We start from the raw sequence: 14,854 nt of genomic DNA, 5'->3' as shown, positions 1-14,854 counted from the left end.
ATGAAATTAAAGAAAATGAAATTAAAAATCAATTTCCCGATTGATCTAGGTCAAAAATTTAGACAAATGGTCGTTGAGAATTTTAAAGATGTGCAGTATTTTTATGGGCAAGTCATAGATATTATTAAAGATCATCAAACCCAAGATAAACACGCACATAATGCGAAACAAATTGATTATAAACTTTCGAATGTTCATGATGAATTACAATATCAAGATGGTCGTATTAGAAAATTGGTAGTTGGGCATAATGGTGATGGTATAGAAGAACTAAAGGATAGTCGTACTTCAATAGATGGTGAAGGACATGAATTGTTATCTCAACGATTAAAATACGATTTTGATAATATGAATAAGAAAATTGAAGATAATTATAATTATCTTAATAAGAAAATAGAACGTATTGTAAACGTCAATGATTACGGGGCAGACCCTACAGGAGAACAATATTCTGATGAAGCTTTTGAAAAAGCTTTTGGTGGTGGAAATGTTCACGTTCATATGACATCTGGTATATACAAAGTAAAAGATGGATTGAAATTACCGAATAACACTGTGTTATCAGGTGAAGGTGAAGACATTACGATTATCAAATTATCTGATGACTCACCAAGAAAAACCGTAGCAGTGACGAACAAAGAAATGGATGGCACAGCTACTAATATTTCTTATGAAAGTTTCTCAATAGACGGTAACAAAGGACGCTTTGATGAAAAGTATGTAAGTAATGGCGTTCAATACAATCATCCAGGACCAAGTGGTGGTTCATTATCTTCAAACTTAAGATTTGCTGGTGTTAAATATGGATATGCTTATAACATTAAATCGGTTGATGCTTTGTTACATTGTTTTGACGTTACTTGTGCAAGCGATACTTATTTCCATGAAGGTGATGGTGTAAGAGTCGATGAAGCGCTAGAAAGTAAATATATTCATATTGATAACTGTGAAGCTAAAGGACATGGCGATGATGGTATTACGACCCACCACTCAAGATATATTAATATCACAAATAATGTGTGTCATGATACAAAAAACTATCATGGTAATAGTAATGGTATTGAAGTAGATGATGGTTCCCAATATGTATTTTTATCAAACAACAATACCTACAATAACCAATGTGGAGTTGAAGTTAAAGCACATGCTGATGCTAACGCCGCATCTATGGTAGTTGTTGATGGTCATATTTCTTATAAAGATAATCGTTCTTATGTTGCGAGACATATCGGGCATCATAGAGCTGCTACAGATGAAAAGAGTAAAACAGCACAAGATGTTATTTTCAATAATATTGTTTCGCTTTATCCTTATGCAAATGAAGTATATCCAGGTTGGACACCTAGAGCATTAACAATTAGTGCTTATACTAATGTGTCAGTGTCAAACTTCACAGCTATTGGAGATGGCACATATACATCAGGGACACCGGTTGTAGCAGTTCAATTTATGGCTGAAAATGTGCAACTTCATAACATCAATATAAGAGGATTTAAAAATGCATCAGCTGATATAAAAATTTATGGTGGAGATAATAGACCTAAAAAAGTAACGTTCAGTAATATTAATATTCACCATTCTTCAAATAATATTGGCATTGCTGGTGGTGCAGGTGTTTATGACACTAAAATTATTGGTGCAAATTTAATTGGTAATGGCACGGGTAACGCTATTGAAATGTATAACTCAACTACAACAATTATAGGTGTTCAGCAAGAAGGCTATACAAATGGTGCGGTTATCATGAAGAAAAATTATAAAGAAGTACCTACAGCATTACGTGGAGGATTAGTAGCAGGTTCAACAGGTTCAGGAGCTATTTCAAAACGTTCGGTCGTATTAGCTTCTACAGGAGAATCGTTCGCTCATTCTGACCGTTCTTGGTTACTAGGGGCAGGTATGAAATCAGAAGTGTGGGGTTCTCGTTCGGGTATTATAAACTCATTAGAGTCAAAAACATCGCCTGGTGGATATGCCCAAATGATTGCAAATAGTCGTGGTGCATTCGTTGATGAAAATTATATATTTGCTATGGGATATGGACTAGGAGGTCCTTCAAGAGCGAATAATACTATTGAAATGAAGTCAACTAAAGGAGATATAAGAGCTAAAGGTAAAATCCAAGCTGGTCAAAACTTTGGTGACTATGCAGAGTATTTCGAGTCTCAATCAGGGCAAGAAATCCCTAATGGTTATATCGTTACATTAGATGGCAGATATATTAGAAAAGCAAACTCAAATGACACGCCAATCGGTGTTATATCAGCGACTGCTGGTGTTATTTTGGGTGATCAAATGTTTCATCATAAAGATAAGCATTTAAAAGATGAATTTGGTAAAACTCTTGTAGAAACTCAAACAAAAGAGTGGCAAGATGATGAAGGTAATTGGTACTCAGAAGAAGTTGAGGTGCCTATTCCAAATCCTGATTTTGATGATACTAGAGATGAGGAATATATTGACCGTTCTAAGCGACCTGAATGGAATGTAGTTGGTTTAGTAGGACAAGTTCATACAAGAATAGATAGTACGGTATCAGCAAACGACTATATTATGCCTGACAAAGGTATTGGCACCAAAGATAACAATAATGGTTTCTATAGAGTATTAGAAGTAACAACACCTTATGACAGTGAAAAAGGCTATGGCGTAGCTGTCGTATTAGTAAAATAAGGAGTGATAATGTGACGAATAGCATAGATAAAAAAGCATTATTTAAATTAAAATCTGAACCTTATTTAAAACCAATCTCTGATTTAGGGGTTGGTTTTTATAATTTAGATGAAAATACAGCGATATTAAGATTTCAATTAAGCAACACAAAAGGCCCATTATTAATTCATAAAAACAATTTAACAGCATATGCTTACTTTGAATCTAGTAATGGTAGTGTGTCAGATGTTATTGAATTAGAAGTAGAAGATTCAAATAAAGGTATTGTGACGATTACTTTAGATAAAGATTTTTTACAAGCAAGTACATCTACTAAAGTAAAGGGTCAAGTTTATATTGGTGTGAACAATGTTGATAATAAACCAAAATATAATGAAGTTGCCGTATTTAGAGAGTTTAATTTTGAAGTGAAAGATGCGCTTATCAATAAAATTTCTGCGTTTACTAAAATGGAATATATTCGTATGTTTGACCAACTTAAAACAAGAATTAAGAAACGGGTTTTAGATATTGAAAAAGCGATTGCTAACGGAGAAGATTATGTAGCAGAAATGAAATCTGTATTACAAAAAGGTATCGAAACACTTAACCAAATTGTTAGTGACGGAAAGCAAGATATACTGTCCTATATTAAAGAAGCAAAAGCAACTATAGATTCAACACAAACAGATGCCGTAGATACGATTGAAAAATTAGCTGAAGATACAAAAACTAATGTAGATACAAAAGCTAATAAAGCAATTGAAACGATAGAAACTACTTCTAGTGAAGCTACAGCGTATGTAGATGACAAAATGTCTGAGTTTAACCAAACAGTTGAAGATAATAATCTTATAACCACTGAGGATTTAGGCCAAAATATAAGTGAATTAACCTGGCAAAAACACAAAATAACTAGTGATGATGGGACAATAAAAATAGTAGATTTAGAATCTGATATAGAGAACCTTAATAAAATGATTGAAACAGGATTTTTCTATACAACTAATACACCCCATTTACCAAGTGGTGTGAGTTCTGCTGGATTTTTAATTGTATATGCAAGAACGGGCGATGCGCCCATTAAACATGTATATCAACCCTATTCTCAAAATAAAATCGTAGTTAGACATTACTACAATGAATGGTCTGAATGGCAAAAAGTATCTCAAACTCATTTTGATACAGGTTGGGTTCCTTTCAAGATTATTAACGGTGGTCGTACAAATACAGCTTATGGAGATACTAGAAATGGTTATGGCTGTTCTTATAGAACCGTTACTAATGGTGATGTTACGACTAAATATATAAGGTTTAATGCTGATAATGTTGTTCATAAACAAGTTATTGCTCAATTACCTTCTAACTTTGCGAAGAGTCCACAGGTTGGTTTTATAAGGGCACCTTTAGCTCATAACGGTACAAGTGTCATTGTAGAGAATGATGGTTCAGTTAAGCTTTATGTGGCTAATGAGTCTGAATGGGAAGCTAGCGACGATAAATATATATACGGAACGATTAGTTGGATAGAATAGGAGGTTAAACAATGTTCAAACAAGTGTTTTTATATGATGGCACACCTTATTTAGCTTATAAAGATGAGGATGGAGAATATCAGTACCCAGAGGAAGCTTGGACAGAAACGCCTCCCCCAGAAGGTATATATAGTCCATTTTACTTTAACGGTAACGAATGGGTAGGTGCGACTAGAGAAGAATGGTTGGCTAATTTACCGGAATCAGACCCTCGCGATCCATCAACGAATGATTACTTATTAGCACAAACGCAAATGCAAGTCGCTGAAAGTTCAAGTCAACTTAGAAAATCCCAAGATAGTTTGGCAGATACTATGTTGAAAATAATTGAAAAAGACAAACGAATTGAAGATTTAGAAGAACAACAAGCGAAAATCTTATTAGAAATCGCAGAAATGAAAGGGAGTAATTAATATGTTTCCAGGTTTTGAAGCAATAAAACATTTTTATGATATTAATTGTTACACTAACGAACAAATTAAACGTTATGTTGAATTAGAATGTATCACAAAAACACAATACAAAGAAATAACGAACGAAGAATATCCAGAGTCACAAGATGAATAGCTTGTGGCTTTTTATTATGGAAAGTGGGAGGTTCAATGTTGAATGCGAGCGAACTAACTTATTGGATTATCTTTACTGTTTTACCGCTAATAGTAACTGTAGTGGGATTGTTTACAAAAGTCGGTAAAGATAAACGAGACAATGAAAATAGAATTACTCGAATTGAGTCAGAAGTAGAAGATCATAATGCTTCATTAAGAGATATTAAAGAAGAACAAAAACAACAACGTGAAGATACCAAGGTTATCTTAGAAGTTAGTTCAAAGATTGATAGTTTGAATAGTCGCTTTGATAAATTCGAAGACCGATTTTATACACATCAAAATAATCAATTAACTAAAAAGTAAGGTCGTCACAGTGCAGTGACGGCCTTTTTATATTAATTAGGAGGAATTATAAATGGAACAAATTATCGCATTTGCGGGTGTGATTGCAATTATCACAGGTGGCATTGTAACAGTAATTAAGAAAACAAAGGTTATACCTAAAAACTATTTGCCTGTAGTAGCAATGGTTATTGGCGCAATAATCGGTGGAGTATCAGAATTCATTCCAGAACTTGTAACAGATTTATCATTCGGTGGTCGTTTATTAGCAGGTCTAATTAGCGGCTTAATGGCAACTGGTATTTGGGAGACATTTAAAAATAGAGAAGGTGTGAACATTGAAAAACTTGGTGGTGGCTCACAAGCAAAAGCACCAAAAAAATAATATTGATTACGTCGGCACATTGTGTCGACTTTTCTATTTTAATTATAAGGAGTGTTAATTTATATGAAAAAACAAGATGCAGTAAATTGGGCAGTTAAAAATATAGGGAATGAGTTAACAGCTGGGCAATCCAATGGTGCTCAATGTGCAACATTTATCATAGAATTCTTAAAAGACCATTTTGATGTTCATCCAACTGGTAATGCAGTGGATTTTATTGATTATAAATATCCCGAAGGATTCCAGATTATTAAAAATACGAAAGAATTTATACCTCAAAAAGGAGATGTTTTTGTATTAGATGATGGAAGTTACGGACATACAGGGATGATTACTAATGCGAATCAATACTTATTTGATAGTATTGACCAAAATTGGTATAACGCTTCAAACAATGGAAGCCCTGCAGCATTTATTCAAGACCATGTATATGATGATTTTGTAGGTGTCATTCGTCCACCATATAAAGACGCAGAAAAGGGCGTTACTACAGAATCAACAAAAATTGAAACAATCAATCATTCTATTAATTATACAATGAATGAGCGTGTAGGTTCTATTGATGGTGTGGTTATTCATAATACAGCTGATAGTATTTCAGCTAAAGAGCAGTACAATCGTTTAAGTAATGCATCTATGGCTCGTTATGAGGGAGGCGTTGCTCATTATTATGGAGATAGAAAGACAATGTGGCGAGCTATTGATACATTCCGTATCGCATGGCATGTGGCTGATCGTTATGGTAATGGTCATTATTTAGGCTATGAAGTTTGTGAATCAATGAGTGCTAGCAATAAAGACTTTGTCAAAAACGAACAAGCTATATTTAAGCAAGCAGCCATTGATATGTTGTATTACGGTTTAAAACCTAATAGAAAAACTGTTAAACTGCATAATCAATTTGTAGCAACAGCATGTCCACACAGAAGTATGGCATTGCATGTTGACTTTGACCCTATTATTAGTGGTGCGCCTTCGACAGCCAAACAACATGAGATGCAAGATTACTTCATTAAAGAAATCACAAAGTATTATAAAAACCCAACTCTAGATGTTGGTGTGCCAGACAATGTTACAGATGGTGTAACAATACCGACAGATAAACAGAAGAAAAATCCAGTTAAAGACAAAGGTAAGAAAGTAGGTAATAAATGGCGTAGAAATCAACATAATATTTTATGGAAACCTGAAAAAGGAACATTTACAGCCACTTCTAATATCTACACAAGATATAACGGACCTTGGACAGGGTGGGAAATCGCAGGCATGTTGTATGCAGGTCAATCAGTAAATTATGACGAAATATATGACTTTGACGGTTATATTTGGATTGCATGGACAGTGAACAGTGGTGCACGTGTTTATATGCCGATTGGTTTTTCAAATGGTAATGGTAGTAGAGTTGGAGACGCATGGGGAAATTTTAGCTAATTAAAATAAGCATTGAGTGGGCAATATAGTTATGATAATATTAAAATAAGATAATTATAAAAGTAAATTGTTACAATTATGAATTATTTATATTTGGCGCTTCGGCGCCTTTTTTATTTGCTAAATTACATAAATAATTAAAGTTTTAGGTGAATAATGTGAGGGAGAAGGATAAATGGAATTAGGTATTGGCTTTGGTATGATTTTATTACTCCTAATTGGAATTGTTTTAACCATTGTATTTTGGGTAGTTATTATTAAGCTTTTAGTATGGGCATTAGGTGACACGGGGTGTATTATTGTTGTGGTTATTATTGGGGGACCTATCATTGGTTTCGCTGCTTACTTGTTATACAAATATTTAGGTTATTAGAAACATACAACTGAATATTTTACTACGTGAGGCAGTCGTTAATTCGGCTGTCTTATTTATTTTACAATATATACCTACGCAGGGTATAATAGATGTATGAAATAGTTGTTCTATGAAACGACTAAATACACGAGAGATACCGTGAGCAATAACTAATCTTGGCTGTTGATATCCTTCCATTCTAGTATCTAAATCTCGAAGAAACAGACGTTAAATTTAACCTGTCGGGTTCGGCATATCTTTAAAACTCAAGCCCAGTGAGTATAAATAACAGGGGTAAACATGAAGGTATACCGCAATCAGACATCAAAATCTAGGAGGTCACCAGTAATCTGCGGAGCTGGTGGGCGTGACTGTTGTGACGGATAGCGTGTTAACCTCCAATACATAATGATCTATTGGGTCAACTTACTAAGAATGACCCCTAAACCATCCACACTAGTCATGGGGTGGTTGTTTTATGTATAAGTGTGTTATAATATTTTTTCCGTTAAAACGGACTTTTGAGATATTGGTCACATTAATTCTCTTTAATTAGGGGGTTTTTACTATGTGAAAACTATTTGTGACTGACACCATCCAGCTACATACTGGTTGGCTGTTTTTTTATGTTTGTATCAATCATTAAAGGGTAAAATATATTTGTGGTATTAATTAGGTATATCACAATAGAAGAATTCATAAAGATTACTGTCTTTCGACTAGCGATGACTAGTTTCGATTGACTTTTCCCTGGTGACTTCGTCACCACACTCGTTTATTTAGTTGCCACCCTTCGGGGGGGGTAATTTTTTATTGGAAATAAATTGCGCAATCAAATAATTTGATTATTATATAGATAGTGGTAAAGTAGGTTGTGTAGTTAAATATCTACTATTTAACTCATACCCTTTTATTTATATAGTATAATTAAAACCACCCTTTAGGGTGGTTTTTGTGTTGAAATCAATTATACCTTTTGATAAATTAAAATTAGGCTCTATCAAGGAGTCTTGTATCCTAGTAAATCGACACTTTTTATGCTCACTTATATTAGTGGGCATTTTTATATTTGTGTTAATTATCAATATATGTTAAAAGTGGGTATAAACATTTTGTGTTTATACTCACAGATTCTATCTATTTTGGGGTAAGCACTTACAGTTGCTTACTCCTTTTTTATCGAAATGAAAAGGCAACTTTGGTAAATCGTTAAATAACTCACTATCGAGAAAAAGTAAAACGCTCCAAAATGTATATAGCCACTCTTTATGAGTGGTGTTCTTTTATGTTAAAATAGATGTACGCCATAACCTATTATCCTTGAAAGGCAGTTACAAACTGACAATAGGTATTTATTTAAAATTATTCAGGTCGCTACTCAATAATTTTAAAAATGAACAAGGTTATTAATCCACCCATACTAGTTACTGGGTGGATTTTTTGTTTTTTATGCTACAATACCAATTGTGGATTTATACATGCACCAACTCTTAAACTCTAAAAGATGCTTAGTAGACAGTCGTTAATTCGGCTGTCTTTTTTTGTTTATTAACATTTTAAGTGGGTATTTATTTAATAGAATTTCCTTAATAGTATTCATATTGATGGTATGATTACTCTGCTAATAGTTGATGCCATCCAGCTACCTACTGGGTGGCTGTTTTCGCTTATATGATATAATTGACGTATAAGTATAAAATAAAACGAGGTGGATGTTATGGTTGCTTTTGTGCCTATTTATGACAATGGTGAAGAATATGAAGATCACGAAACAGAACTAGGTGAAAAAATTTATATTGAAGAAAAATCAGCTGTTGATTCAATAAAAGATAAAGGATTTATAATAGAAGAAACGTATCCTTCTCATTTAGATACTAACATTAAAAAATATAAAGGTGTACGTTATTATAAAGAACCAATTGAAAGTGTAACGCTAAGAAGCGTTAGCGGTAAGATATTAGATTCAAGGGAATATATGTATATCTATGAAATGGTAATTGAAGAAAAATAAAATTAAACCTTTTCATCCTTCTAGGTGGTTTTGTATTGAAATGAAAAAGACAAATGGAGAGGTTTTTATTGAAAATAAAATAATATTCTGATAAAATTAAATTTCCTTTCCTATATGATTTTCAATCAAATAGTATTACATATTTGAGTGTCACTTCGGTGGCACTTTCTTGTTTATTAAATAGAATTATGTGGTAGTGTAAAATTATAATTGTTTTTAGATATATTGTCGCTTCTCAATGATATGTTTTTAGTAGCTACTTTATGTGGCTACTTTTTTATGTTAGTATATATTTGTAAGCACAATCCTTGTCTTACGTTATTAAATATATTTTTCATAGCCACTCTTCGGAGTGGTTTTTATTTACATATTTAATGCAATATTGTATTATAATAAACACGTAATTATATTAATAATTTACTTCAGCTTAGGGTAGGCACTTATGTGTCCGTCTTTTTCTTTATCATTTGCAAATTATAGAATATTCATATAATGTAAAAATATCCTTTTGTTTATGGTTTTCTATGAAACAATTTTTTCACATTTTTTAGCGTCACTTCGGTGGCGTTTTTTGTATAATATTGATTTGGCGTGATAGGAAATAAAGTGAGTAATCAAATAATTTAAAAATCATATTTAAAGTGGTAAAATGAATACATGGTTGGAACATTCGTTTTAACTTATCTTTTATTTGTGACGGGCACCTCTTTACGAGGTGTCTTTTTTATGATATAAGTAATTTTAGCAATACTATTGCTAACTAACGCATGTATACCTTATAAAAGAAGTGGGTACGTTGTCCCGTGTCTGCTTCTTTTTATTTATCACTTGTAAATTATAGAATATTCTGATAATATGCACTTATCCTTTCATTGTATATATAAATTTTTATTAAGTATGTAATTATATTAGCAATTACTTCAGCTCAAGGCAGTCACTTTTGTGTCTGTCTTTTTTGGTGTTACAATATTTTCGTAGGTTGCCTCTTTTGGTGACCTATAATCTGAAATTTTATTCCATTTCCATCCTTCGGGGTGGATTTTTGCAATTTTACACATAAAATAGTACGATTGAATTCCTACTTCTGTCTCCTAAAAAATAAGAAAAGGGGATTTAATATGATAAATATTATTTCAGCAATTGGATCATTAGGTACTTTTATTATGGCATTGTTTTATTTTGTTTCTGTATCAGTCCAACTTTATCAAATGAAAATTAGTTTTATCCCGGCTTTAGGATTTAATCAAATCCTTTTAGAAAAAGATGGAAATCAAAAATTGAATTTAAGAAATACTACTTCTAAAAATGAGGAACACGAAGATTATTTAAAGTTATATAATCTGGGTGGAGGAGCTGCTAAAAACATAACTGTTGAAGTTATGTTGGGTAAAGACAATATTATTCAAAAGAAATACATTAATATGCTACCTAGTAAAGAAAGTTATATGTTGCCTATTAATAAAACTGTATTCGATGAACTAGATGACACTATTCAAAATAATGGTTACGAATCAGATATGAATATTAGGCTAACGTATTATCATAATGTGAGTAGAAAAAAACAAGAAGTATTATTAAAAGGCCATATTGATAATTTTAATACTTATGAAAATAAAGAAATATATGAACTACAATTTATTTAATATTTTTATTATATATGGGCGTTAAACTATTGAACAATAGCCATGTCTAACAAACTCCCTTTTTCAAGATAAGCTAATCTCTTTAAATTAGTTTGTTTTCTATTTATATGATATAATTGAATTGTTTCTTGAAATATAGAAGCTTCCTTTAAGAAGGCAGTCGTTAATTCGACTGTCTTTTTTTTGTTTATTAACATTTTAAGTGGGTATTTATTTAATAGAGTCTCCTTAATAGTATTCATATTGGTTGTATGATTATTTTGCTAATAGTTGAAGCCATCCAGCTTCCTACTGGGTGGCTATTTTTTATGATTGTATCAATTATTACAGGATAAAATATAATTGTGATATTAATTAAATATATCACAATAGAAGAATTCATAAAGATTACTTTCTTTCGACTAGCGATGACTAGTTTCTATTGAAATTTTCCTTGGTGACAAAGTCACCGCCCTCGTTTATTTAGTTGCCACCCTACGGGGTTTTTTGTATATATTGAATAATAAGAGAATGTATATTTGTGAATAATAAACATATCATTGAACACAATATTCTGATAATATGTAGATACTCTTCTATAGAGAGTGCTTTCCTGTTTTACAATTTCTTATTTTTATACGCCACTCTTAGGAGTGGCTATTTTATATTGAAAAGAAATACTTTTTTTGGTAAATTAAATGTGAACTCCATGGAGTTCACTCCACCTATTTAGTTATCACTATGACGCTCACTTTTATTAGTGGGCTTTTTTAATTATTAAATAAGCATAAAGCCATCTCATATCTATAACTCTTTTGCTAGGTTAGTTATTATACTCCATAAGTTAAAGGCAGTCGTTAAGTCGGCTTTTTTTGTGCTACAATATATTTCTTAGAATTTATTTTGCTTTTTTAATGACAATTAAAATTACTGAAAAGGCACGATTATAGTATTTGAACGAATATTATAAAAATTCTTAATCTTCTATAACTTATTATTAACATATACCTTTTATAACTTTAGCTGTTTTTTTTAAACTGAATTTACTGTATTATAGAATTTGTCGTTTTAAACCAGTAAGTTTAAAGGAGAGTTATAAATTTGAAACAAAAACATTTGAATACCAATAATAAAAAATTATCTTCAGTTTTTACTTTTAGTATGATTATAACTGCACTTGTTGTAATACTTGGCGCAATATTCCCGAAGCAATTTAATAGTATTGGATCAAGTGTTACACATTGGATAACTGAACATTTTGGTTGGTATTATATGATTATAACTGCAGTAATGATATTCTTCTGTATATTCTTAATTTTTAGCCCGATTGGAAAATTAAAATTAGGAAAACCAAGTGATAAGCCAGCATTCAATACTATCTCATGGTTTGCGATGTTATTTAGTGCAGGAATGGGTATCGGACTTGTTTTCTATGGCGCGGCAGAACCAATAAGTCATTTTGCTAGCCCAGCTACAGGTGACCCTAAAACTACACACGCCTATACCGAAGCATTGAGAGGTGCTTTTATGCAATGGGGATTCCATGCATGGGGAGTTTACGGTATAGTTGCGCTTGCTTTAGCTTATTTCCAATTTAGAAAGGGAGAACCCGGGCTCATTTCAAGAACTTTAAGACCTATTTTGGGTGATAAAGTAGAGGGTGGAATAGGTACATTGGTTGATGTAATCGCTGTATTTGCAACTATAGGTGGTGTAGCAGTTTCATTAGGTTTAGGAGCTTTACAAATATCTGGAGGGCTCAGTTATTTATTTGATATCCCTAATAATATTACTACACAAGGTATTGTAATTATCATAGTTACATTTTTGTTCCTTGCTAGCGCATGGTCAGGTCTAGATAAAGGAATGCAATATATTAGTAATATAAATATCGGATTAGCAGGGATAATACTTATAATTGTAATGATTATTGGTCCTACTGTATTAATTTTAAACATGTTAACTACTTCAACAGGAGAATATTTAGGTACCTTTTTATATAATATGTTTGATACCGCTCCTTTAAATGACCAGAAACATCAATGGATGTCACAATGGACATTCTTTCAGTTAGCGTGGTGGATTAGTTGGAGTCCTTTTGTAGGTATATTTATAGCACGTGTATCTAAAGGTCGTTCAATAAGAGAATTTGTTTTAGGTGTTTTATTAGCTCCGGTATTAGTGAGTCTTGTATGGTTTTCTGCTTTTGGAGTGCTAGGAATTGAAACAGCTAAAAGTCATCCAAAAATATTTGATATGCCTTCTGAAACAATGTTGTTTGGAGTTTTTGATCAAATTCCATTAGGGTTTATTTTATCCATTATTACACTAGTGTTAATTGTCACATTTTTTATCACATCAGCTGATTCAGCAACATTTGTTTTAGGTATGCAAACTACATTTGGGTCATTGAACCCATCAGTGGCCATTAAATTTATTTGGGGCATTGCTCAAGCATTAATTGCTTTTGTATTACTTTTTTCAGGTGGGAATGATGGCTTAAGTGCATTACAAAATATGGCTATTATGACCGCCTTACCATTTTCTGTAATCATTTTATGTATGATGGTTAGCTTTTATAAAGATGCGAATAAAGAACGTAAATTTTTAGGACTAACATTAACAGCGAATAAACATAGAATGAAAGAATACATGGCATCACAAAGAGAGCAATTTGAAGATGAAATTATTGATGAGAGGAAAATAAATAGGAATATGGAAAAGTAATTGACCTTTACTATTTTAATGTGTTAAATTTCAAGTATACTCTTTTCGAGTTATATTATTTTCAAGTCAAAGCCACTAGGCACCTCTTTACGAGGTGTCTTTTTTAATGTATTACAATATCAGTTACAACACTTATAGGCATAGAGCAGGGACAAGTCCCGTGTCTGCTCTTTTTATTTATCACTTGTAAATTATAGAATATTCTGATAACATAAAAGCTGTGAACTTCTTACCTTTCAAAAAAGATCTCTATATTATATCTCGGGCAGGCACTTATGTGTCTGTCTTTTAATTTGTGTGCTAAAATATATTTGTAGGTTCCCCCCTTGGGAACCTATTATCTAAAAAGTTTATTCCATTGCCACCCCTCGGGGTGGTTTTTGTATCATATTAAGTTATGTTGTAAAGGGTTCCAAATTTTACTATTAAATTATATTTAATTGTCTTGCGCGTGTTTTATTTATATGCTAAATTAATGATAATAACCATTAGGTTATAAAATAAATATATAATATATAGTACAGCCACCTTTATAGGTGGCCATTTTTATGTTGGTTAATATTAAATAAAAGTGTATAATAATGATAGACGTATCAATCGTCTATATTAAGGAATCATCTTATGTGGCAGGCACTTATGTGTCTGTCTTTTTTATTGTAATATGCAGAATATTTTGATACTATGAAAGCACTTTAACTTTGCATTGGAAACCAAATCTTACTGGTCACCTCTTTACAGGGGTGACTTTTTTATACTAGAATCTTTGTAGGCTTTTAATTAAGCCCAATTAGCACATTAAGTTGTATATAGTTAACACATACTCCAATAATAAAAACAACCACCCACACTAGTCATGGGGTGGTTGTTTTTATGTATAAGTGTGTTATAATATTTTTTCCGTTAAAACGGACTTTTGAGATATTGGTCACATTAATTCTCTTTAATTAGGGGGTTTTTACTATGTGAAAACTATTTGTGACTGACGCCATCCAGCTACATACTGGGTGGCTGTTTTTGATAGTATTAAAGGAAAGTAATATGTTATAGTTTGGTTAGATATTCATAGTCGAATATCTACACTCATTCAATATGTACATTTATATACACTTTTCATAACCACTCTACGGAGTGGTTTTTACGTTTATTATGATACAATTGTATTGTTTCTTGAAATATAGAAACTTCCTTTAAGAAAGCAGTCGTTAATTCGGCTGTCTTTTTTATAATATAATAAATTTACACG

The 14,854-nt window shown here is 32.0% G+C and carries 12 protein-coding genes; 11 read left to right on the top strand and 1 reads right to left on the bottom strand.

The genetic code is table 11. The annotated features are described in order from the left end of the window. From ACW5YJ_RS12140 to ACW5YJ_RS12095, 10 genes are all read left to right on the top strand, one after another. Entirely contained in the window at window positions 1-2,673 is a 2,673-nt protein-coding gene (locus tag ACW5YJ_RS12140; RefSeq protein WP_432720452.1) for a peptidase G2 autoproteolytic cleavage domain-containing protein, read from the top strand. An 11-nt stretch (window positions 2,674-2,684) separates the two neighbouring features. Then, window positions 2,685-4,187, top strand: coding sequence for a hypothetical protein (locus tag ACW5YJ_RS12135; RefSeq protein ID WP_457338213.1), 1,503 nt, complete (start codon window positions 2,685-2,687; stop codon window positions 4,185-4,187). Between the two features lie 11 nt (window positions 4,188-4,198). Continuing rightward, a complete protein-coding gene (locus ACW5YJ_RS12130) occupies window positions 4,199-4,600 on the top strand; it encodes a hypothetical protein (protein ID WP_457338212.1) in 402 nt (133 codons plus the stop codon). A 1-nt stretch (window position 4,601) separates the two neighbouring features. Beyond that, window positions 4,602-4,754 carry an XkdX family protein gene (locus tag ACW5YJ_RS12125; protein WP_457338211.1) on the top strand — a complete coding sequence of 51 codons (153 nt, stop codon included), beginning with the start codon at window positions 4,602-4,604 and terminating at the stop codon, window positions 4,752-4,754. Between the two features lie 38 nt (window positions 4,755-4,792). Next, complete coding sequence (locus tag ACW5YJ_RS12120; RefSeq protein WP_141712608.1) at window positions 4,793-5,101, top strand: DUF7365 family protein; 309 nt, start codon at window positions 4,793-4,795, stop codon at window positions 5,099-5,101. Between the two features lie 52 nt (window positions 5,102-5,153). Further along, window positions 5,154-5,465, top strand: a complete 312-nt coding sequence (locus ACW5YJ_RS12115; RefSeq protein WP_457338210.1) for a holin — start codon at window positions 5,154-5,156, stop codon at window positions 5,463-5,465. Between the two features lie 63 nt (window positions 5,466-5,528). After that, on the top strand, window positions 5,529-6,896 hold the full coding sequence (locus tag ACW5YJ_RS12110; RefSeq protein ID WP_457338209.1) for an SH3 domain-containing protein: 1,368 nt from the start codon (window positions 5,529-5,531) through the stop codon (window positions 6,894-6,896). Window positions 6,897-7,071: 175 nt separating this feature from the next. Continuing rightward, window positions 7,072-7,269: a hypothetical protein gene (locus ACW5YJ_RS12105; RefSeq protein WP_457338208.1), complete on the top strand. Its 198-nt coding sequence runs from the start codon at window positions 7,072-7,074 to the stop codon at window positions 7,267-7,269. 1,699 nt (window positions 7,270-8,968) lie between these two features. Next, entirely contained in the window at window positions 8,969-9,262 is a 294-nt protein-coding gene (locus ACW5YJ_RS12100) for a hypothetical protein (protein WP_457338207.1), read from the top strand. Between the two features lie 1,118 nt (window positions 9,263-10,380). Continuing rightward, window positions 10,381-10,905, top strand: coding sequence for a hypothetical protein (locus tag ACW5YJ_RS12095; protein WP_457338206.1), 525 nt, complete (start codon window positions 10,381-10,383; stop codon window positions 10,903-10,905). Between the two features lie 26 nt (window positions 10,906-10,931). Here ACW5YJ_RS12095 and ACW5YJ_RS12090 read toward each other — a convergent pair whose 3' ends face one another. Continuing rightward, on the bottom strand, window positions 10,932-11,102 hold the full coding sequence (locus ACW5YJ_RS12090) for a hypothetical protein (RefSeq protein ID WP_457338205.1): 171 nt from the start codon (window positions 11,100-11,102) through the stop codon (window positions 10,932-10,934). An 883-nt stretch (window positions 11,103-11,985) separates the two neighbouring features. Here ACW5YJ_RS12090 and ACW5YJ_RS12085 point away from each other — a divergent pair. Further along, window positions 11,986-13,611: a BCCT family transporter gene (locus tag ACW5YJ_RS12085; protein WP_457338204.1), complete on the top strand. Its 1,626-nt coding sequence runs from the start codon at window positions 11,986-11,988 to the stop codon at window positions 13,609-13,611. Window positions 13,612-14,854 lie beyond the last annotated feature (1,243 nt).

The sequence above is a fragment of the Staphylococcus sp. mip270_02 genome, from assembly GCF_054031535.1.
The sequence above is the reverse complement of the archived record's forward strand: the minus strand, read 5'-3'. Positions and strand labels throughout refer to the sequence as shown.

What these genes read in the sequence shown, in the direction of transcription:
- ACW5YJ_RS12140 (WP_432720452.1), top strand. Translation starts at nt 1, where the DNA reads ATGAAATTAAAGAAAATGAAATTAAAAATCAATTTCCCGATTGATCTA.
- ACW5YJ_RS12130 (WP_457338212.1), top strand. Translation starts at nt 4,199, where the DNA reads ATGTTCAAACAAGTGTTTTTATATGATGGCACACCTTATTTAGCTTAT.
- ACW5YJ_RS12125 (WP_457338211.1), top strand. Translation starts at nt 4,602, where the DNA reads ATGTTTCCAGGTTTTGAAGCAATAAAACATTTTTATGATATTAATTGT.
- ACW5YJ_RS12115 (WP_457338210.1), top strand. Translation starts at nt 5,154, where the DNA reads ATGGAACAAATTATCGCATTTGCGGGTGTGATTGCAATTATCACAGGT.
- ACW5YJ_RS12110 (WP_457338209.1), top strand. Translation starts at nt 5,529, where the DNA reads ATGAAAAAACAAGATGCAGTAAATTGGGCAGTTAAAAATATAGGGAAT.
- ACW5YJ_RS12105 (WP_457338208.1), top strand. Translation starts at nt 7,072, where the DNA reads ATGGAATTAGGTATTGGCTTTGGTATGATTTTATTACTCCTAATTGGA.
- ACW5YJ_RS12100 (WP_457338207.1), top strand. Translation starts at nt 8,969, where the DNA reads ATGGTTGCTTTTGTGCCTATTTATGACAATGGTGAAGAATATGAAGAT.
- ACW5YJ_RS12095 (WP_457338206.1), top strand. Translation starts at nt 10,381, where the DNA reads ATGATAAATATTATTTCAGCAATTGGATCATTAGGTACTTTTATTATG.
- ACW5YJ_RS12090 (WP_457338205.1), bottom strand. Translation starts at nt 11,102, where the DNA reads ATGTTAATAAACAAAAAAAAGACAGTCGAATTAACGACTGCCTTCTTA.